General features: G+C 58.8%; 20 protein-coding genes and 1 tRNA gene. 7 read left to right on the top strand and 14 right to left on the bottom strand.

Annotated elements, in window-relative coordinates:
• Positions 1–114: 114 nt before the first annotated feature.
• Positions 115–948: an inositol monophosphatase family protein gene (locus tag IQ254_RS01365; RefSeq protein WP_193963529.1), complete on the bottom strand. Its 834-nt coding sequence runs from the start codon at positions 946–948 to the stop codon at positions 115–117.
• A 120-nt stretch (positions 949–1068) separates the two neighbouring features.
• Positions 1069–1455 (bottom strand): 2Fe-2S iron-sulfur cluster-binding protein, encoded by a 387-nt coding sequence (locus IQ254_RS01360; protein WP_193963527.1) that lies wholly within the window; start codon positions 1453–1455, stop codon positions 1069–1071.
• Between the two features lie 177 nt (positions 1456–1632).
• Here IQ254_RS01360 and IQ254_RS01355 point away from each other — a divergent pair.
• Positions 1633–1719, top strand: a tRNA-Ser gene (locus IQ254_RS01355).
• A gap of 70 nt (positions 1720–1789) precedes the next feature.
• Here IQ254_RS01355 and IQ254_RS01350 read toward each other — a convergent pair.
• Positions 1790–3727: a DMT family transporter gene (locus IQ254_RS01350; protein ID WP_228039899.1), complete on the bottom strand. Its 1938-nt coding sequence runs from the start codon at positions 3725–3727 to the stop codon at positions 1790–1792.
• 166 nt (positions 3728–3893) lie between these two features.
• On the opposite strand from IQ254_RS01350, the gene IQ254_RS01345 reads away from it, so the two are divergent.
• On the top strand, positions 3894–5702 hold the full coding sequence (locus IQ254_RS01345; protein ID WP_228039897.1) for a PAS domain-containing sensor histidine kinase: 1809 nt from the start codon (positions 3894–3896) through the stop codon (positions 5700–5702).
• 73 nt (positions 5703–5775) lie between these two features.
• Here the strand turns inward: IQ254_RS01345 and IQ254_RS01340 are convergent, their stop codons facing one another.
• The 3 genes from IQ254_RS01340 to IQ254_RS01330 form a co-directional block, all read right to left on the bottom strand.
• The gene (locus IQ254_RS01340; protein ID WP_193963525.1) at positions 5776–6138 is read right to left on the bottom strand and encodes a hypothetical protein; all 363 of its coding nucleotides are present in this window, start codon (positions 6136–6138) and stop codon (positions 5776–5778) included.
• A gap of 91 nt (positions 6139–6229) precedes the next feature.
• A complete protein-coding gene (locus IQ254_RS01335; protein ID WP_193963595.1) occupies positions 6230–7912 on the bottom strand; it encodes an AarF/ABC1/UbiB kinase family protein in 1683 nt (560 codons plus the stop codon).
• A gap of 220 nt (positions 7913–8132) precedes the next feature.
• Positions 8133–9290, bottom strand: a complete 1158-nt coding sequence (locus tag IQ254_RS01330; protein ID WP_193963523.1) for a DegT/DnrJ/EryC1/StrS aminotransferase family protein — start codon at positions 9288–9290, stop codon at positions 8133–8135.
• A gap of 215 nt (positions 9291–9505) precedes the next feature.
• On the opposite strand from IQ254_RS01330, the gene ribD reads away from it, so the two are divergent.
• Positions 9506–10576: a bifunctional diaminohydroxyphosphoribosylaminopyrimidine deaminase/5-amino-6-(5-phosphoribosylamino)uracil reductase RibD gene (ribD, locus tag IQ254_RS01325; protein ID WP_193963592.1), complete on the top strand. Its 1071-nt coding sequence runs from the start codon at positions 9506–9508 to the stop codon at positions 10574–10576.
• A gap of 251 nt (positions 10577–10827) precedes the next feature.
• On the opposite strand, the gene IQ254_RS01320 is transcribed toward ribD, so the two are convergent.
• The 4 genes from IQ254_RS01320 to IQ254_RS01305 form a co-directional block, all read right to left on the bottom strand.
• Positions 10828–11145, bottom strand: a complete 318-nt coding sequence (locus IQ254_RS01320) for a hypothetical protein (RefSeq protein ID WP_369011282.1) — start codon at positions 11143–11145, stop codon at positions 10828–10830.
• 51 nt (positions 11146–11196) lie between these two features.
• Positions 11197–11946 (bottom strand): Ycf66 family protein, encoded by a 750-nt coding sequence (locus IQ254_RS01315; protein ID WP_193963521.1) that lies wholly within the window; start codon positions 11944–11946, stop codon positions 11197–11199.
• Positions 11947–12097: 151 nt separating this feature from the next.
• On the bottom strand, positions 12098–12217 hold the full coding sequence (gene psbX, locus IQ254_RS01310) for a photosystem II reaction center X protein (RefSeq protein WP_193963519.1): 120 nt from the start codon (positions 12215–12217) through the stop codon (positions 12098–12100).
• 160 nt (positions 12218–12377) lie between these two features.
• On the bottom strand, positions 12378–12929 hold the full coding sequence (locus tag IQ254_RS01305) for a peroxiredoxin (RefSeq protein ID WP_193963518.1): 552 nt from the start codon (positions 12927–12929) through the stop codon (positions 12378–12380).
• Between the two features lie 157 nt (positions 12930–13086).
• Between IQ254_RS01305 and IQ254_RS01300 the strand changes: the two genes are divergently transcribed.
• The 4 genes from IQ254_RS01300 to IQ254_RS01285 all read left to right on the top strand — a co-directional run bounded on the left by IQ254_RS01300 (position 13087) and on the right by IQ254_RS01285 (position 17677).
• Positions 13087–14052: an aldo/keto reductase gene (locus IQ254_RS01300; RefSeq protein WP_193963516.1), complete on the top strand. Its 966-nt coding sequence runs from the start codon at positions 13087–13089 to the stop codon at positions 14050–14052.
• Positions 14053–14276: 224 nt separating this feature from the next.
• Complete coding sequence (locus tag IQ254_RS01295; RefSeq protein ID WP_193963507.1) at positions 14277–15050, top strand: tetratricopeptide repeat protein; 774 nt, start codon at positions 14277–14279, stop codon at positions 15048–15050.
• Between the two features lie 99 nt (positions 15051–15149).
• Positions 15150–15545 (top strand): helix-turn-helix transcriptional regulator, encoded by a 396-nt coding sequence (locus IQ254_RS01290; protein ID WP_278000283.1) that lies wholly within the window; start codon positions 15150–15152, stop codon positions 15543–15545.
• 164 nt (positions 15546–15709) lie between these two features.
• Positions 15710–17677, top strand: coding sequence for a heavy metal translocating P-type ATPase (locus tag IQ254_RS01285; RefSeq protein ID WP_193963506.1), 1968 nt, complete (start codon positions 15710–15712; stop codon positions 17675–17677).
• A 4-nt stretch (positions 17678–17681) separates the two neighbouring features.
• On the opposite strand, the gene dtd is transcribed toward IQ254_RS01285, so the two are convergent.
• From dtd to IQ254_RS01265, 4 genes are all read right to left on the bottom strand, one after another.
• Positions 17682–18134 carry a D-aminoacyl-tRNA deacylase gene (dtd, locus tag IQ254_RS01280; protein ID WP_193963586.1) on the bottom strand — a complete coding sequence of 151 codons (453 nt, stop codon included), beginning with the start codon at positions 18132–18134 and terminating at the stop codon, positions 17682–17684.
• Positions 18122–18628, bottom strand: a complete 507-nt coding sequence (locus IQ254_RS01275; RefSeq protein ID WP_193963504.1) for an HIT family protein — start codon at positions 18626–18628, stop codon at positions 18122–18124. Before IQ254_RS01275 ends, dtd begins: the two co-directional genes overlap by 13 nt.
• Before the next feature lie 57 nt (positions 18629–18685).
• Entirely contained in the window at positions 18686–19108 is a 423-nt protein-coding gene (locus tag IQ254_RS01270) for a ubiquinol-cytochrome c reductase iron-sulfur subunit (protein ID WP_193963502.1), read from the bottom strand.
• Between the two features lie 62 nt (positions 19109–19170).
• Positions 19171–20379 carry a GTP-binding protein gene (locus IQ254_RS01265; protein ID WP_228039895.1) on the bottom strand — a complete coding sequence of 403 codons (1209 nt, stop codon included), beginning with the start codon at positions 20377–20379 and terminating at the stop codon, positions 19171–19173.
• Positions 20380–20519 lie beyond the last annotated feature (140 nt).

Raw genomic sequence — 20519 nt, 5'->3', positions numbered from 1 at the left:
ATATTAAAACACTGAATAAAATACCGCTAACTCTATTCGAACACCCCCAGTTTAACCAGCCGCGATTTTTTTGACCGAGCTTGGCAACAAGTTTTGAGGTGAGCGACGCCTTGGCTAGATCAGCGGTGGCACCACTAAGGGTTTAATTTGTCCTAGGGTTTGGCTCATAGCCTGATGAATAGGGCCATTAGTAGCTAATAGTCGTCCTGTCTGAATATCGATGGGAGTACCATCGTAGGCGGTGACGCGCCCCCCGGCCTCTCGAACGAGGGCAATACCGGCGGCAATATCCCAGGGAGACAGCCCCCGTTCCCAGTAACCATCGAGGCGACCGCAGGCGACGTAGGCCAGGTCAATGGCGGCAGATCCACCCCGACGCACGCCCTGGGTGAGGTGGGTGAGGTGGCAAAATTCGGCGTAGTTGTTGTCGGGGGTTGTGCGGCGATCGTAGGCAAACCCGGTCACTAACAGGCTCTGGGCCAACTGAGCAGTGGTCGATACGTGAATGGGGCGGCGGTTAAGGGTGGCCCCCAGGCCAGTGGCCGCACGAAATAGCTCTTGAAGCATAGGGTTATACACGACTCCTAGGATCGGCACGCCCTCCGCTAGCAGGCCAATGGAGACTGAACAGAAGGGATATTGATGGGTGTAGTTGGTGGTGCCGTCGAGGGGGTCGATCGCCCACAGAAGCGCTGCATCTGGGTTGCCTTGGACGCCTGACTCTTCGGCCAAGATGCCGTGGTCAGCCGGCAAATGTCGGTTGAGAACAGCCATAACAGCGGCCTCGGCTTCTCGATCAGCTTCGGTGACCAGGTCACCTGGGCGACCTTTTTCGGCAATATTTGTCAGGTTGCCCCAGTGGTGTTGGAGCACGGCCCCAGCGGCTAGGGCGGCTTCGGTGGCAATGTCTAGCCAGCGCTGTAGGTCAGACTCAGGGGGCAGGGACATAGTCAGCAAGATTGGGAACAGGGAGGGAGAGCGATAACCTAGCCTGGTAGACTGCGGCGTAATATGGCTAACAGCTAGGGAGCGGGGGAGCTAGGGAGCAGTACGAGGTCAGTGCATAAACTAATCCTCTTCTAGGGGGAGACCCCTGCGGACTTTGCCTTTGCCAAAGTAGCGGCCAAACTGAAGCTCGTATACCTCGTCTTCGTCCTGGGTTTCGGCCCGAATGGCGCTTCTGGGATAGCTGACACAGAGTAGAGCATAGCCCTGGCGACGCAGGTCGGGCGATAGCCCCATCGCCTCGGGCTGATCGACTTCTCCTTCAATTAGGCGAACCGCGCAGGTGGTGCAGGCACCATTCCGACAGGCGAAGGGTAACTCTATCCCTTGGCTTTCTGCAGCCTGCAAAATGTAGCGGTCTGCGGGGATTTCTGCGGTGTAGATGCGTCCGGTTTGACGATGGTGAACCGTGACAGTGTGGGTGCGGGCGGTAGAGTCGGTAAGTGGCATAAACTCAGGCAGTAGGGCAGCGAATCTTTAAACGGCGCTATCGCCTAGTTACCATGCTCTCACGAAAAATTCCCCACCGGCAAATCGCGATCGCCTACGCCTAAATCTGATTGGGCCTCTGTTAACCCGCTCCATTGTTTGCTACGATAGCGACTCAGCGGTGTGATACCGCCTCCAGGAGAGATGGCCGAGCGGTTGAAGGCGCAGCACTGGAAATGCTGTTTAGGGGTGACTCTAACGAGGGTTCGAATCCCTCTCTCTCCGTCTTTAAAATCTTGATGACAGGTTTAGGCCATGGCTGACGTGCCTGGCACCTGCCCGACGGTGCAGAGTATCAGTGCCATTGGCCCGTATTAGCTGGCACAGCAATCTGGCGACGGGCTTGCCGTCGCTGGTGGGCCAAGCGCTCTAAGCTCAGAGAAATCACCCCCAGGGTTACCAAAATCACTCCCATCCACTGAATAAAGAGCAGGGCAGACTTGTCGCCGGGAGTGAGCAGGTAGGCCAAGATAGCGGTGACGACTGGCCCGCTGGCGGCCACGATAGAGGCCTGAGAGGCCCCTAGTAGCTTGACGCCATAGTTATTGAACAGGTACCCCAGCAGGGTTAGCAGGCCCAAGATCCCTGCGCCCAGGTAGAGGCTAAAGGGCTGGCTGGGTTCGCCAGGGTTGAGCCCCAAGAATGACCCCACAATCAAAATTAGGCTGGTGAGAATAAAAATGGTTGAAAACTGCAGCAAACTCACCGATACCGGGTGCAATCGCCTAAAGCTCAGCTGCATCGACACCAAAAATAAGGCGAAGGCGATGCTGGCCAAGAGAGCAGCCCCGACTCCCCACAGCGAAAGGCTATCGCCGCTGAGATCGGAGTAGATGCGGGGCAAGGCCGTAAACACAATGCCCATGCTAATGGCAAACATAACTACCAGACGCAGCGGCGTCGGGCGATCGCCAAACAAAAACCAGGCCAGGGGCACCGTAATCAGCGGATACATAAACAGCAGGGTGACCGCTACCCCTGGGCCAATATCGGCGATCGCTTTATAGATCAGCACCTGGGACAAAAATAAGAAAGCCCCACTGGCAATCACCTGCATCAGAGGCCGTTTGTCAGTACTTTGAAATAGCTGGCGAAGATCGTTGCCTACCGGGGGATATAGCCGGGGGGCGACTAGCGCTAGGAGCGGCACCACCACCACCATCCGCAGCCACAGCAGCAACAGCGAGTTGGGAATGTTTAAGGGCAACACCGCCTCCAGGGGGATGCGGCCTAACAGTTGACCGCCATAGCCAATCACCCCCACGATCACATTGTGTAGAGACAGCGCCAGGGTCGAGAGCATGACCAGGATGAACCCCATCTGGAGCTGGCCCGGGGTCAGACGAGGCTCACTGGCCTGGAAACCGGCCCGTTCGATGGGGTCTGGGGGCCGCAGAGAATGGGCGGGGCTAGGGGCCTGGCCTGGCGGTGTCTGGAGGGGGTGAGCTGCGCCCGAGGGGGATGGTAGAGTGCCTGGGCTGGCGTAGGCGGCCGCCGACTGTGGGCCTCGATAGCTGCCCATAGGCAGTACGGGCCCTGTTTCTGGGGGCAGACCCGCGACCGAGCTGGGCCCCTGGGCGGCAACACCATAGACATGGCCGGTTGCGGAGGGCGGCACCAGCTGGGTTTGCAATTGATTGCTAAGGCGGGCGACAAGGGCATCGAGCAGCGCCTCTCCCTGCTGTTCTAGGGTCTGCATACGGCCAATCTGTTGGGCCAGGGTACTGTGGTAGCTGGTGAGATCCTGCTGAAGCGATGCCAGGGTGCTCTGTAGGGTCGTATCCAAAGCCGCCAGCCCCTGACTGGCTGTATTGAGGGCCAGGGTGTCGGGGTAGAACCTGCCTGCCTGAAGGGCGTTGGCGTTAGTGGCCATCATCGCGGCCTCGAGCCGTCCCTGCAGGTGCGTCGCCAAAGCCACAGCCAAACGCTTAGCCCAGGCCTGTTGCTGGCTAATTTGCTGCTGGCTGAGGGCCTCAGCGTAGCTACTTTGAAGTTGCTGACGCTCGGCCTGAAGGGTTTGAAGATCGCCTTCGAGTGCTTCAACGTCGTCCATCAGCCGCTGTTTTTTAGCTTGCAAATGGGCAATATCCGCTGACAATTGGCCAGAGACCTGGTCGCGCAGAGCCTCTAAGTCTTGGCCCAGGGCCTGCAAAATTGCTTCAGCCGCGCTTGGATCGGTTGGAGCATGGGCAGGTACTGGGTGAGAATCGGGTTGGTAGTCTGCAGGCCCCATGGGTTTCTATACTCTAGAGATGCGTTCATCGTGCCATATCTCAGGGCACGGGCTAGGCAAGCAAATGATAGTCGTCTAGACCGCTCTTGGCGTTACGATTGCTAGTATTGTGCTCAAAAATCTGAAAAAGATCTCTAGTAGAGCCAGATTTAATAAGATGGCTAGGATGAGCCTAAAGCTGCAATCCATCGGTGAATTTCTGAGCGCTAGGCTGTCTAAGCGCATTGCCTACTGGGTGTTTTTAAGCATCGTCATGATCGAGGCGGTGATCTTGGTACCCTCAGTGCTGCGGCGGGAGCAGGAGTTGCTGAGCTATCTGAGGTCAATCTCTACAGCCCAAGCTCTGGGACGGCTAGATGCGGCTACCTTGGGCAATCTTCAAGATGAAGGGTTGGTCGAGTACCTGCAGGGCATTCAGACTAACCAGTTGATTTTAGGGGGGGCTATTTACGACATTGACGGGACTCGAGTCGGCAGCTTTGGGGAGGTGCCTCAGCTGACCTTGGGCCAGGGTGAGATGGGCTGGATGGCCGATCGCTACTATCGCCGCCAAAATCGCTACGACGCCACTTGGGATATGCCGCCCCTGCGCGATCGCTATGTGTTGGTGGTGCGCCACGACGCCACCTGGGTGCAGCAAGAATTCTTTGCGTTTATTGGCCGCATTGTCGGGCTAGTTGTCATTATCTCAATATTTGTTACCGGGGCCACGCTGGTGGTGTTGCGCCGCCTGCTGATTAAACCCATTATGCTGCTGCGGCAAGACCTGCTCGCGGCAGGCCGCGCCATTGGCACCGATCAAGACACCCACGGCTTGGCCTTTGCCTCCCTGTCCTATGCTCGCCCCGACGAGCTGGGGGACGTGATTACGGCGTTTGAGCAGATGTTTGGGCAGATCACGAGCGCGGTGGCGACCCGTAAGCAGAGTGAGACCCGATTTCGCACCCTGGTCGAGCAGGCCGTGGACGCGTTTTTTGTGATCGATGCCGCCGGTCAGATTGTGGATGTCAACCAGAATGCCTGCGACAGCCTGGGCTATAGCCGGGAGGAACTGCTACAGCTATCGGTGATCGATGTGCAAATCACCGATAGTCAGGCCGACTTTGAAGCACTCTGGCAGCAGATGAAGCCGGGGATACCCCAGACTCGCGAGGGGTTAAATCGGCGAAAAGACGGCACCGAATTTCCGGTAGAAGCGCGCTTGGGGCGGCTCGACACCAACGGCGATTGCTATTGTCTGGCCCTGGTGCGGGATATTAGCGATCGCAAGGTTTCCGAAGCGGCCCAGGCCCGGCTGGCGGAAATTGGTGAACTGGCCGCCATGATTGTCCACGAGGTGCGCAGCCCCCTGACCACGGTGATGCTAGGGCTCGAATCCTTTCGCAGTCTCGAGCTGCCCGAGCGATTTCAAACCCGCCTCGACCTGGCCCTCGAAGAGTCAGAGCGGCTACAAAAGCTGCTCAACGAAATTCTGATGTACTCTCGTGACCCCGCCCTAGAGGCTGAAGCCATCGATCTCAATACCCTGATTCAATCCCTAGCGGTCACCCTCGATCACCATCCGAATAGGGATAACCCTGGCGCTGCGCCCCAGCTAGTCGTGACCACGCTGCCGACCCCGGTCACCATTCAGGGCGATCGCGACAAACTCAAGCAGGTCTTCATCAATCTCATCAGCAATGCCCAAGAGGCTTGCCCCGCCGACGGCGTAGTGACGTGGGTATTGCATCCCCCTGGGGCCAATCAAGTCACCGTCAGCATTCACAATAGCGGCGACCCCATTCCCCCCGAGGTGCTGCCGCTGCTGACCCGCCCCTTCTTCACAACTAAATCTTCGGGAAATGGCCTGGGCTTAGCCATTACCCAGCGTATTGTCGAAGCCCACCAGGGCAAGCTAGCGATTACATCCTCCCGAGAGGAGGGCACAACCGTAACAATTAGCTTTCCCGTCGTAGCTCGGCCACAGCAGTCTTAGCATTGATGCGGTGGCGGTGTAGGGATTGGATCATTGAGGGCGCACACCCCATCGGAGGAGACCAAACCTGAGCTTAAAACGCGTCCAGATCCAACGCTTTAGAGCCACCCTGCTCAATCAACGTCAAAATTTTCCCCAGCTGCGACCAAATCAGCAGACCGCTCAGCAGGGTCATTGGTACGCCCATGGCGTAGGCCGCCCGCGCTGAGAAACCAAACAGCTGAATCCCAGAGGCTAAGAATACGCAAACCCCAGCACAGATGCCAAAGAAGGGAATTTGCAATTTAGGGCCGCGCAAGGTGGCTAAAATACGGGTAGACCGTTTGCTATTCCACTCGTTGACCGACTGCTGAAGCGACGTGCTAAAGGCATAGCCCGAAGTCACTGCGGCCAAGAAGCCAGCAAAAAACAAAATATAGGGCGGTTGTGGATACACGGGCGTTAGGGAAGCGAAACAATAGTTTATTGTTCTTGATTATAGAGGAGAGTCGCCCCAGGGCTCAGCTGTTCGACCTCAACCCTGCTGCCTAGGTTTGCAAAACCTGGCGCAGTTCACCCACGACGGGCACCAATTCTTCGGCCCGCTCCAGGGAATAGTTGGCCAACGCCCCCCAGGCCACCCCAAGCACCTTATCCAAGGTGATGTCGTCTTTTACCAAGGCCCACAACCGCTGCACTTCTTGGGTATGGAGTCGGTCGTCTTCTGTCAGCGCTAGCACCAGCATCTGGCGCAGGTAGGTGCCTTCCTCAGACATTAAGAAATTGAGCCCAACGCCCGCCGTCGGTAACAGATCAAATCCCGAGTCACTGCGGGCGATCGCCAGCATATTTTCCAGCCGCTGCCACTGCAGCTGGCCATCCTGAAAGACGACCTCTAGCAGGCGCTGGCGCAGGGCCGGGGTCTCGCCCAGCAGCAGCCGACGAGCCACGTAGGGGTAGGCGACATTGACAATTTTGAAGTCGGGGTTAAGACTCAGGGCCAGCCCTTCCTGGGTGACCAAAGAGCGGATAATGAGGGCAAATTTAGCCGGTATCCGAAAGGGATATTCGTACATCAATTCCGAGAATTGATCGGTAATGGTTTTGAAGTTGAAGTCACTCACTTTAGAGCCTAGGGCACTGCCTAGAACTCGCTTGAGGGCGGGTACAATCGGGCCCAAATCAGTCTCTGGGGTTAAAAATCCCAGCCTGACAAAGTCTTTACCTAGGCTGTCAAAGTCTTGGTTGATCAGATGCACCACGGCATCTACCAGGGTTTCTTTAGTCAGCTGGTTGAGCTGATCCATCATACCAAAGTCGATGTAGGCCATGCGGCCATCGGCTAGGGCAAACAGATTGCCAGGGTGAGGGTCGGCGTGAAAGAAACCAAACTCTAGGAGCTGGCGCAGACCGGCAGTAACCCCAATCTCAATGAGCTGGTCGGGGTCGAGATTTCCCTGCTCAAGGGAAGCCATGTCAGTCAGCTTGCAGCCGTCAATCCACTCCAGGGTTAGCACTCGTCGACTGCAGTAGGGCCAATAAATCACCGGCACCTTGACCGTGGCATCGTCTTTGAAGTTGGTGGCAAACCGTTCGGCGTTTTGCCCTTCATTGAGGTAGTCAATTTCTTCAAAGAGCTTGGTGCCAAACTCGTCCACAATCAGGGTCAGGTCGTGGCCGAGGTTGAGAGGCAGAAAATGCCCTAGCCAGCCCGCTGCCCAGCGCATCAGGTATAAATCGCGGCAGAGCACCGGGCGGAGGTGAGGTCGCTGGATTTTAACCGCTACTTCTTCACCCGAAAATAGCCGTCCTCGGTAGACCTGCCCCAGGCTAGCGGCGGCCACTGGCAGCGGAGATAGGTGGCTGAAAATTTCCTCGGGGCTATGATCTAGCTCTGCCTCTAGAATGGCCATGGCCTCCACCGTCGGAAAGGGAGGCAGCTGATCTTGTAATTTGGTCAGTTCATCCAAAAAATCTTGTCTTACCAAGTCGGGCCGAGTCGAGAGCGCCTGACCAACTTTGATAAAGGTGGGACCCAAATTAGTCAAGACTTGGCGCAGCTGCACGGCCCGGCGGGGGCGATTTTGCTCTTCCCGGTTCAGCCACTGATCCACCTGTAGGCCCAGTACAAAGGTGCCTAGCCACCAGAGAATTTGAGCCACCCGCCAACCCAAGGTGACAATTCGCCAGCGAAAATAGCGGGCGATCGCTGCTGCGTCATAGGTACCCATCAAGGCCGGATCTATCGCTGCCACTGCGCTAAGTGCCCCTTACGTCACGGTTTGGTGCCTAACGGTAGGGTCGGCCAGGCAGAGGCTAATGCCCTCCCTGTTGGCAGCGGCCAAACAACCCAAAACCACCGCAGACCCCTAAGCGGTTAACTCACCTTAAATATAGTATAGAAAACTACAAACACTTTAACGATCAATCGCCCGGTTCTCAAGCGAGGGCTTAGCAGTACTGGGCGGCCTTGAGCCCGACCTGCGCTAAGGCCGCCTTGAGGGTTTGCACGACCTGAAGCTGCCGAGCTTCGTCTAACTCAGGAAACATCGGCAGTGACAACACCTGCTGGGCCGCCGCTTCGGCCTGGGGCAGATCGCCGGGCTGATACCCCAGGTGACGATAGACGGGCTGTAGATGCAGCGGTATGGGGTAGTAGACCATGGCAATCACGCCCGCTTCTCGCATTGCCTGCTGGACGCGATCGCGCTCTTGACCAGCCGCCGTGGCCTGGGTGAGACGCAGGGTGTATTGGTTCCACACCGACCGACCAAAGGTGGCATCCTGAGGGCAAATGACCTCAGATACGGCAGCTAGCAAGCTGCTATAGCGCTCTGCAACCTGGGCCCGCTGGTGGTTCCAGGTCTCTAGATGGCGGAGCTTAATCGCCAAAATAGTGGCCTGCACCGAATCAAGCCGGCTGTTGACGCCAATGGCCTCATGGTGATATTTGACTCGGCTGCCGTGCTCTCGCAGCATCCGAGCGGTATCAGCCAGGTCGGCATCGTGGGTCGTGAACGCACCACCATCGCCGCATCCGCCTAGGTTTTTAGTTGGGAAAAAGCTAAAACAGCCCCCGTGACCAATGCGGCCCACCGCCTGCCCCATCCACTCAGCCCCGGTAGCCTGGGCACAGTCTTCAATCACCGCCAGGTCGTGGCGGGTAGCCAACTCCATCACGGGCCCCATATCGACGGGGCGGCCAAACAAATGGACGGGCATAATCGCGCGGGTGCGATCGCTGATCGCCGCCTCCAGCTTGGTCACATCTAGGTTAAAGGTGGCGAGATCAATATCTACAAAGACCGGGGTGGCGCCCACCGCGCTAATCGCCTCGGCGGTCGCAATAAACGTAAACGGCGAAGTAATCACCTCGTCCCCAGGGCCAATTTTGAGCGATCGCAGCGCCAGATAAAGCGCATCGGTACCCGAGTTACAGACAATACAGTGCTCAGTGCCCACGTAGTCGCCAAAGGCCTGGGCAAAGGTTTCAACCACTGGCCCGTTAATGTATTGCCCAGAGGCTAGGACGTCAGCAACGGCAGCATTCACCTCGGCTTGAATCGTTTGAAACTGCTCCGTTAGATCAACTGGGGGAATTACACTCACTCGCTCACACTCACCTAGTGGATGGTCTTAGTTTACCCCACCCTATGGCTGCATCGAGGCCGATATCGGCCCAGGGGCGATCGCCCCTGGGCAGCTAGCCCAATGGGATAATTTTAAGTCTAGCCGTCTGCCAGTACTGCCCTGTGACCGACTTTTCTACCCTGCCCTGTGGCAGCCCGCCCCAAAGCCACGACCGTCAGCCCGCTGCTCGCTGGATGGGGCGGTGTCTAGAGCTGGCGCAGATGGCCCGAGGCTGCACCGCCCCCAACCCCTTAGTGGGGTGCGTGGTCATTCAGGGGGGCGTCGTCGTTGGGGAAGGGTTTCACCCAGGAGCGGGGCAGCCCCATGCCGAGGTATTTGCCCTGGCCCAGGCCGGGGCAGCGGCTCGGGGCGCGACCCTGTATGTCAACCTTGAGCCCTGTAACCACACTGGCCGCACGCCCCCCTGCACCGAAGCCGTGATTCGAGCCGGAGTCGCGCGGGTGGTGGTGGGCATGGTTGACCCAGACCCACGGGTCTCAGGCAGCGGCATTCAGCGCCTGCGCCAGGCCGATATTGAGGTTGAAGTGGGGGTCGAAGAAGCTGCCTGCCAGCGCCTCAACGAGGCGTTTGTGCACCGGGTGACCCACCAACGGCCCCTGGGTTTGCTGAAATACGCCATGACCCTCGATGGCAAAATTGCTGCCACCGGGGGGCACAGCACCTGGGTGACCGGCCCCCCGGCCCGGGCCGCTGTGCATCAGTTGCGGGCGACCTGCGATGCCGTTGTCGTCGGCGGCAACACGGTGCGCCAAGATAACCCCCGCCTCACCAGCCATGGCCACAGCCCCCACAACCCTCGGCGGGTGGTAATGAGTCGCCACCTCGACCTGCCGGCCCAGGCGCACCTCTGGGCTACGGAGGCGGCCCCGACCCTGGTGTTTACCACCCCAGTGGCTGACCCGGTGCGCCACCAGGCTCTGGTCGATCAGGGGGTGGAGGTGATAGTGCTGCCGACCTTAACCCCCCAGGCGGTGAGCCAATCTCTCTACGAGCGGGGGTGTGCGGCGGTGCTGTGGGAATGTGGGGGGCAGCTGGCGGCGCTGGCCTTAAGCGACGGTGTGATTGATAAGGTGTGGGCGTTTGTTGCACCTAAGCTGGTGGGCGGGCCAGCCGCACCGACCCCGGTGGGGGAGTTGGGGATTCGGCGGATGGACAGGGCGATCGCACTGGAGCGCACCACGTGGCATCGAGTAGGGGATGATCTATTGGTAGAAGGCTATGTGGAGGACGTGCCGCAGACTTAAGTTTGGGTGAGAGCACTGGTCTGCTAACAGGCGATAGATAGCTGAAAGCCTTATACTTTCCCAGCCCCAAGCTACAGATACTCTCAGTAGCGCTGGGAATCAGGGAGATATAGCGTTGTGCAAGTGAAACAAGTACACTCTGTTCCCTGCCACCTACTCTCTGTTCCCTTTGGCCTGTACTTAAGCAACATGAATAAGGCTGTAAGTTGGAGGGGATTTTGAGCCATAGAAAATAATGCAGGATTCTCGACCTACTCAGAGGTCTGACCGTCGCGTCGCCCTAACTCATAGACGCCGCAGCCCATAGCCGCAATCACGCCCAGGCTCACCGCCCAGCTGCCGCCCAGCGTCAGCGTCAGCCCATAATGGGTTACCCCGCCCACCGCCAAAAATGGCACCATGCCCAGCAATGACGCCGCTGGCGACTCCTCCCCCAGCCAGCGCTCGCACCGGGCAATCACGCGATCGGCTACCGGAGAAAAACCCCAATACAAGGCGATCGCCCATAGGGCAGTACCGGCAACAGTGGCCGTATCGACAACAGCAGACAGGTTAGGCAAAACAGTCACCAGGGTTAAACCAGGGCGCTAGCTCAAGATATTGGCAAGACTATAGTTCGCCTAGAGCAAATCGCGATCGGGGCGATAGTCGGACCGAGGCGGCGGTGAACCAGGGTCGTTGCGGTAGCGATCGTTGTACTCGCTACGGTTCTTAGGAGGACGACGGCGACGCACGCGATCGTCGCCGGGGCGAGGGCTACCGCCGTAGTAAGGGGGGCCGTCAGAGCGATCAACGGGGCCATCAACAGGGCGATCGCCATAGGGCGGGCGATTGTCGATGGGGCGGTCTACCGGGCCGTCATTAGGGCGCATAGGGCGGCCGTCACCATAGACATCAGGGGTATAGGGAGGGCGATCAATGGGCTCTTCACGCCCCCCTAACATCGGCCGGGGCCGACTGTAGCGATCGTCGGGGCCATAGTCGCGTCGGTCTAACTCTGCCCGCAGGTTAGCCCGGTTGTCGGGAGCGTAGGCGGGCGGGCGGCCTCCGCGGCTAGGCGGACGATAGCCACCGTAGTCACCATCGTTACCCTGGGGGCCAGAACGGGCCGTGTGGGGTGTTCTGGAACCAATGTTCTGAATCATCAGCGCTACCAACATGCCCACCATCAGCATCTGCTGAAAAGAGGGAATCAGATCCATCGTCAGGTTGCCGAGCAAAAACACCCCTGAGATCAGGAAAAGAATGGCATAGACTTTGTCGGAGTCGCGCTCGTAGCCGGGCTTCAGCCGCTCTAAAAAGAACAGCGCTACGGCGCAGATCACCATAAAAATGCCCAGCAGCAGGGGGACGGGGGTACCAAAATTCACGGTAAATTCCTCTTAGGCGATCGCCACTGCCGACTAAACACGTTAATTCTAGCTGACTTAACGAAAAAATCGGGAACGCCCAGCGGGTTCCCGACAACAACGCTACCAGAGCTTTGCCCTCAGACCTCGGCCTCAAGGGCAGAACTTCAGACTACTGACGCTGGATTTTGTCGCGCTGGCTCACAAACACCAGGAAAACGGTAGCTGGGACAACAATAATTACAGCACCGGCCAGAAGGCTCAGCAAGAAGTTAGTTAAAGACGGTGTCATATCTCTTGATCCTAATTAACGATTGAAACCGATTGTTACTAACCATTATTGATCAACTTATGCCCACCGCACCACGGCTCTACACCCTCAGCTATATATTCTCACCCTGGAGGCTCCCCAGGACACCAGTTCCTAGGAGACTAAAGCGTAATTTAGTCTCCTAGGAACTGGCCTGTAACTCGTCCAGCGTCGCCAGTACCTCTCGGCTGTGGATCACCGGCTGCACCCCCAAAAAGCGGGCCTGAATCGTGCCGTCGGGGCCAACAATGTAGGTGTGGCGCAACGACATTGCCCCCAGCCACGATCGATAGGCCTTACTCACCGCTCCCTTCGGGTCAGACAGCAGCGGAAACTCTAACCCCTCAGCATCGCAAAACTCAGCGTGAGACTCTACGCTGTCGGCGCTGATGCCAATCACCTGAGCGTTGCGGGCCTGGTACTCGGCTATATCGCGCTGAAACCGCTGGGCCTCGACGGTGCAGCCCGAGGTAAAGTCACGGGGGTAAAAATACAGCACCACCCACTGATTGCGAAAGTCGGCCAGAGCCACCTCCCCATTTCCCGAGTTGGTGGGCAGCGTGAACTCAGGGGCCAGATCCCCCAAAGGAATCTGCGCCCCGCCCAAAGCCTCAGCCTCAGCCGGAGCGACGACCCAGCTAAGCCAGGCTAAACAAACAGCGAGGGCAGCCCGAAGCAAACGACGGCGGTTCATAGAGAGTCAATCCTGCTAGCAAATCGGCAATGGGCATTTGGCCTAGAAAAGGCGCTGGCTTCAGGTCAGCAGTCGAAACATCCTGAAACCTATTTACTAAAGTTTACAATATTGCAGTGAACCGATCAGACCCCCGTCACCCCCCAGGTTATTGCCCATGACTATTGCTTCACCTCAAACTATTACCCTTGGCCCTGCGGGGCTGACCGTACCTGCCCTGGGTGTAGGCACCTGGGCCTGGGGCGACTCACTGTTTTGGGATTACGGCAAAGCCTATGGTGAAGGCGACCTACAGGCCGCCTTCGAGGCCTGCCTCGACGCAGGGCTGACCCTATTCGACACCGCCGAGATCTACGGCTTTGGGCAGTCAGAACGGTTGATCGGACAGTTTATGCAGGCCCGGCCCGAGCAGGCCATTGTGGCCACCAAATACTTCCCCCTGCCCTGGCGGTTCTCGCCCCAGTCCGTAGCCGATGCCCTGACCGCCAGCCTCGCTCGTCTCCAGGTCGCCTCGGTGGCCCTCTACCAGGTCCACTGGCCGCTGGATTTTTTGCTCAGCCAGCCAGACCTCATGCAGGCCCTGGCTAAAGAAGTGCAGCAGGGCCGCATCGGCGCGGTGGGGGTGAGCAACTACTCGGCCCAGCAAATGCGGCAGGCCCACCGATATCTGGCCGATCAGGGGGTGCCTTTGGCGGTCAACCAGGTGCAATATTCGCTGCTCAATCGCAAAATCGAAACCAGTGGCGTCATGGCCACGGCCCAAGCATTGGGGGTGACGATTCTCGCCTACAGCCCCCTGGCCCAGGGATTGCTGACGGGCAAATATACCCCCGAGGCAAACCTCAAGCCCGCCGGCGCCCGCTGGCTCGACCCTCGCTTCAGCCAGAAAGGCCTTACCCAGCTCATGCCTGTGATCCGAGCGCTGCAGGAGATAGGTGAAAAGCGCGATCGCACCCCCGCCCAGGTAGCCCTCAACTGGCTGATTGCCCAGGGCAATGTGATGCCCATTCCTGGAGCCAAAAACGCCCGTCAGGCCAGCCAGAATGCCGGGGCCCTAGGGTGGGAACTCACGGAAGATGAACAAGCCCAACTCGACCAACTCACCCAGGGGTATAGAGAGTAGGCGGTGGTGCCTATGCCAATGGCCGGGGGGCAAGGGAGCCAGGGGAATGGATTGCTCACGTGCCCCGCAGCACTGAACGGCTGCCATGCTGGCTGGGCCATACCCAATCGACTGAAGAAAGCGGCACACCTCTGGAGTTAAAGCCGGCCGCTGCGCCCTAACCTAGGTTGGTATCGGCCTTGCATCGCTGAGATGCTCTAGTTTGACAATTTGAGAGGTTAACAATGCATTGTCGCCAACAGGTTGCGGTCGGGTTGATGGTAGTTGCGATCGCAGCGGGGGGCGGCTCCATGTCTGCTCTATCCGCTCAGTCGGTGGAGACTGCCGCAGGCCAAACCAGCCTGGTTGACCAGGGCCGCCAGCAGGCGGAGCAGGGGCAGTTAGAGACCGCCATTGCCACCTTCACCGCTGCCATTGCCGCCGATACGAACCCTGCTGCCGCCTACTTTCATCGCGGGATCGCCCATCACGACCTGGGGGATTACGACCAGGCCATCGACGACTTTACCGCCGCTCTGGGTATTCGTCCTAACCATGCCGAAACCCTTTACTACCGGGGAGAGGCCTATACCCACCTCGCCGATGTCACAGCGGCCATGAGCGACTTTACCCAGGCAATCGCCCTAGCGCCTGACTTTGCCCGGCCCTACCTAGATCGCGGCATTATCTTTGCCTCCCTGGGCGATTTTCCCCAGGCGTTAAATGACCTCGACCAGGTGATCGCCCTAGCCCCCGATAGCGCCAATGCCCACTACAATCGCGGCAAGGTCTACACCGAACTGGGTCAGGCTGACGCCGCGATCGCAGACTTTGATCGAGCGATTCAACTCAACCCGGAGCTGGCCGAAGCCTACGGCAATCGCGGCATTCTGCAGTACCAACTGGGCAACACCCCCGCAGCCCAGGCTGACTTACAGCAGGCGGCTGACCTGTTTCAAGCCCAGGGCGACCAACCCAGCTATCAGCAAACCCTCTACTTTTTGCAGCAGGTGCAGTAGGGCAGCGGGCTGTTCTGGAGGCATTCCTCCCAGGGTTTAATCATCTGAACAGATCTTCAGGCGTCACGATTCTCCGTATCATGGAGGGGAGAGTGACCGATGAGTGGCATGACCCAAGCCCCCTCTGCTAAGACCTCACCACCGGCTGAAGCGCCGGGCTGTGATGCGCCACTGGTGCATCTAGATAGCGTGCGTCAGGTACAGCCTGAGATACTCGAAACCGACAAGGCCCAGCGGATGGCGGAGTTTTTTAGCGTGCTCTCTGACCCTCACCGGCTGAAGCTGTTGTCGGCCCTGGCCCAGCGAGAACTCTGTGTCTGCGACTTGGCAGCGGCGGTCAAAATGGGCGAGTCGGCGGTGTCGCATCAGCTGCGGGTGCTGCGATCGCAGCGTTTAGTCACCTACCGTCGCCAGGGTCGCAACGTGTATTACCGCCTGGCCGACGGCCACATTACCGCCCTCTACCGCGAAGTGGCCGAGCACCTCGACGAGTAAAATCACCTTGTCACCCTGGTCAACTGACAAAGCTGTGAACCCAGGTCTAGCCCTGCTCACCCCAGGGGCTAGACCTATACATAAAGACATCTCGGCTGTCAGAATATTGTGTATTATCTGAATAACCTTTCAGATGTTCAGCATACTTTCTCCCCGGTGCCCCAATGGCAGATAATCATGCCCCCCGCCATGGTCACGCCCCCTCCACTGATCTCGCAGTGTCCCAGGCCCACGACCACTGTTGCAGTCACGATCACAGCCACGGCAGCGAAGACTTTGATCTGCGTCGAGAGCTACGGCCCATCGCCATCGCCACTGTGCTCTTCCTCATGGGCCTGGTGTTTAACGACACTCTGCACAACACGCCCTTTGCCATCGCAGAGTATGCCGTGCTGCTGCCCGCCTACCTGATCAGCGGCTGGGGCGTGCTGACGACGGCGGGCCGCAACAGTTTGCGGGGGCAATTCTTTGACGAAAACTTTTTGATGACCATCGCCACCCTGGGGGCGATCGCCATTCACGAGATCCCCGAAGCCGTGGCGGTGATGCTGTTTTTCCAGGTAGGCGAGCTATTTCAGGGCTACTCGGTGGGGCGATCGCGCCGCTCGATCAAAGCCCTGCTCGAAATTCGGCCCGACAGCGCCAACCTGAGGGTAGAGGGTGGCCTTCGCCAGGTTTCCCCCGCCACCGTCAACGTCGGGGACGTGATCTTGGTGCGCCCTGGCGAAAAGATACCCCTCGACGGGGAGGTGGTAGAGGGCAAATCGCAGCTAGACACCTCTGCTCTCACAGGCGAATCGGTGCCGCGCCCGGTGGCCCCAGGCGACACCGCCCTGGCTGGCATGATCAACCAGGCGGGTGCCCTCACCCTGCGCGTTACCAAACCCTTTGGCGAATCGTCCATTGCCAAAATTTTAGACCTGGTCGAAAACGCCAGCAGCAAAAAAGCCGACACCGAAAAATTCATCACCCGCTTTGCCCGCTACTACACCCCGGTGGTGGTGTTTCTGTCACTGGCTGTGGCGTTGCTACCGCCGCTGTTGATCCCTGGAGCTAGCCAGACTGAGTGGGTCTACCGCGCCCTGGTGCTGCTCGTCATCTCCTGCCCCTGCGGCCTGGTGATCAGCATTCCCCTGGGCTACTTTGGCGGCGTGGGTGGAGCGGCGAAACGCGGCATCTTGGTCAAAGGTGCCCTGTTTCTAGATGCCCTCGCCCAGGTCAAAACTGTGGTCTTCGACAAGACGGGCACCCTCACCCAGGGCAACTTTCGGGTCACCAATGTGGTGACCCACAATGGGTTAAGCCAAACCCAACTGCTAGAGCTAGCGGCTCACGTCGAATCCCAGTCAAACCACCCCGTGGCCCAGTCAATTCGGCAGGCCTATGGTCGGGCCATCGATCACTCCACCGTGCAGGGCTACGAAGAAATCTCAGGCCATGGCATTCGCGCCCAGGTGAATGGCCGCACGGTGCTGGCGGGCAACGATCGCCTGCTGCACCGCGAAGCCATTCCCCACGATGTCTGTGTGGTGGCGGGTACCGTGGCTCACCTGGCCGTCAATGGCGAATACAGCGGCCACATCCTGATTGCTGACGAGCTGAAACCGGATGCCGCTGAGGCCATTCGCGCCCTCCACGCCCAGGGGATTCAAACCGCTATGCTGACTGGCGACAGTCAGTCAGTAGCCGACCGTATTGCCAGCCAGCTTGGGCTCGACCAATACCGGGCTGAACTGCTCCCCGAAGACAAAGTAGCGGCGCTAGAGGAATTTTTGCACCAGGCCCGCCAGACCAAGGGCAAAGTCGCCTTTGTCGGCGACGGCATTAACGATGCCCCGGTGATTGCCAGGGCCGATGTGGGCATCGCCATGGGGGGCCTAGGGGCCGATGCCGCCATTGAAACCGCCGATGTGGTAATCATGACCGATTCCCCGGCGAAGGTCGCCGAAGCCATTCACCTTGCCCATAGAACCCTGGGCATCGTCTGGCAAAACATCATCCTGGCCCTGGGGGTAAAGGCTGTTTTTATTGCCTTGGGGGCAATCGGTGTGGCCACACTGTGGGAAGCGGTATTTGCTGACGTGGGCGTAGCGCTCCTGGCCATTTTGAATGCCGGACGCATTCTCAGGTAGTTTTCTAACCGGGAGCCTCGCGATCCAAAATTAAGGTCACCGGGCCGTCATTGTGAATATCGACCTGCATCATGGCCCCAAATTTCCCCGTCTCGACCCGCTGGCCGCTGGCCCGCAGCAGAGCGACAAACTCGTCGTACAGAGCTTCTGCCTGGGCCGGGGACGCCGCGCCATCAAAGGACGGACGCCGCCCCTTGCGACAGTCGCCGTAGAGGGTAAACTGGCTCACCACCAGCAGACCGCCCCAAATATCTTGAACGGAGCGATCCCAACGGCTGCTGCCTGGCTCGGGAAATAACCGCAGGTCTAGGCACTTGCGCGCCATCCAGGCCAGTTCGGCAACCGTATCGGTGGGGGCAATGCCCACCAGTAGGGTCAACCCCTGGCCAATCTCCCCAATCACAGTGCCATCGACGGTCACGCTGGCGGCGGTGACCCGTTGTACTACGACTCGCATATTGCCGGGGGCACAAACTGCTCTTGCCATACCGTGCGAATGCGATCGGCGGCACGGGTCATCTCGGCCTCAGTCGGGGGTTGGCCGAGGGTGCGAAAGACTTGCAGCTCTAGCCCTTTTAGCCCCAATTCTTGGGGATTGTGGCCATCAGGATAGCGGGGCTGGAGCACAAAGTGGACATGGTAGGGCGGCTGGTCAACCCAGAGGCTGACGTAGACGCGCTCAGCCGCCATCGCCAAGGCGATCGCCGCCGACATCTGCTGCAAAAATGGCCCCAGGGACGCCGCCTCTGCCATCGATAGATCCCACAGGTTCTCGCGGTGGTTGCGGGGCTTAATTACCACCGAGCCGAGGCCGTAGGGGCCAATGCAGTGGTCGGCTACCCACCAGGGATTTTCGGCAATAGTGCCACCGGGGACTGACTGCTGACCCGCCAAAATCTGGCAGGCCAAACAGTCAGGGTGGAGCTGGGGTAGGGTTCCGTTATCGGTCATGGGGGGAAGCAAATACCGATATGAAAGCGACAGGTAGTTCTGGCCCTACAGTTGGCCCTACACCTGAATCATGACCTGGTCACCCTCAATCTTAGCGGCAAAGGTGGTGAGGGGCTGGGGCGGGGGGCCACCGCTGACGGTACCGTCGGGGTTGTAGCTACCCCCGTGGCAAGGGCAAACAAACTTGCCCTGAGCGCTATCCCAATCCACGGTGCAGCCCGCGTGGGTGCACACTGTGCTCACCGCTAGTAGCTCCCCTGACCCACCAGGGTCACGGATGACCGCCAATTTTTCGCCTTGGAAGTCGTCGCTGGTCAGACTGCCCTGGGCATCGAGGTCAGCCATGCTGCCCAGGGCAACAAACTCGCCACCGCCAGCGTCTGCGGCAGGCTCTGAGTCAGATTGGCAGGCGGCGATCGCAAGCGGCAGCGAGCTGGCCAACAGCCCTAGGCCCAGTAAATTAAATTCCCGACGCTTCATCGTTACGCTTCCTTTAGTAGTGCTGGCGCTTAGTAGTGCTGGCTCTGCTTTGTTTGCCAAATCTATTTACCAAATCCCTGGCCCCGCTTGGGCGAGGGCAGGCACAGGCAGGCATTCAGCTGTTCTCTCAGAGCATCGTGGTCGAGGCCCTGGCCAATCAGCACCAGCTGGTTTTTGGGTTCCCCCTTCCACTGGTCATCGTCGAGGGAAAAGCGCTTGCCGCTGAGGTGAAAGATATGGCGCTTAGGGCTTTCGTCGAACCAGAGAATGCCTTTAGCGCGAAATACCGCCTCGGGGAGTTGGTTGTCGAGAAAGTGCTGAAACTTGCGAATGGCAAAGGGGCGATCGCTGGCGAAGGAGAGCGACGTAAACCCATCGATAGCGAGGTGGTCAGAGTGGTGAGGCCCATGCTCGTGGGCATGCTCGTGGCCGTGGTCATGCTCACAGTGGCCATGGTCATGATCGCAGTTGCTGTGGTCATGAGCTCCATGGTCATGGGCCTCATGGTCGTGCCCGGGGTGGTCGTGCCCGGGGTGGTCGTGCCCGGGGTGGTCGTGTCCGTGATGATCGTGGTCGTGGGCATCAGCGCTGCTGTCGCTGCCAAAGTACTGGTCAGACTCAAACAGCCCCACGCTCAGAATCAGCGGCAGGGGTACCGCCGACTTGGTGGTGCGCAAAATCCGCGCTCCCTCTTTCACATCGCGAATCTTGACCTCCAACAGGTCGAGATCGGCATCATCGACCAGATCAGCCTTATTCAGCAAAATAATGTCGCCGTAGGCAATCTGGTTGTGGGCCGCCTGGCTATTGAAGAGATCCAGGCTGTAGTTTTCGGCATCGACCACGGTCACAATTGAGTCGAGCCGGGTCATGTCGCGCAGCTCGGTGCCCAAAAAGGTGAGGGCAATGGGCAGGGGGTCGGCTAGGCCAGTGGTTTCAACCACCAGGTAGTCAATCTTGTCCTGGCGTTCGAGCACTTTGTACACCGCTTCCATCAGGTCGTTGTTGATGGTGCAGCAGATGCAGCCGTTGCTGAGTTCGACCATGGTGTCGTCGCTGTTTTCGGTGGCGATCAGCAGGTCGTTGTCGATACCAATTTCACCAAACTCGTTGACCAGCACGGCGGTTTTCAACCCCTCCTGGTTGGCCAGAATATGGTTGAGCAGGGTGGTTTTGCCGCTGCCCAAAAAGCCGGTAATGATGGTGACGGGCAGACCGTGTTTGGTGTCATCCATAGCCTGGGGCTGGATGGGAGGCGCAGCGGTAGACATGGGTGCTCAGCAGATACAGGACATTCCCCATACTAGCGATCAATCTGGGGCTGTGACTGTTAAGCGTGAGATTGTTTAAGGGATGGGCGGTTGAGCTTGCCCCAGAGACCCAGCCTGTCACCAGCGCACCGGCTCTCTAG

The sequence above is a fragment of the Nodosilinea sp. LEGE 07088 genome (genome assembly GCF_015207395.1).
Classification (GTDB): domain Bacteria; phylum Cyanobacteriota; class Cyanobacteriia; order Phormidesmidales; family Phormidesmidaceae; genus Nodosilinea.
The sequence above is the reverse complement of the archived record's forward strand: the minus strand, read 5'-3'. Positions and strand labels throughout refer to the sequence as shown.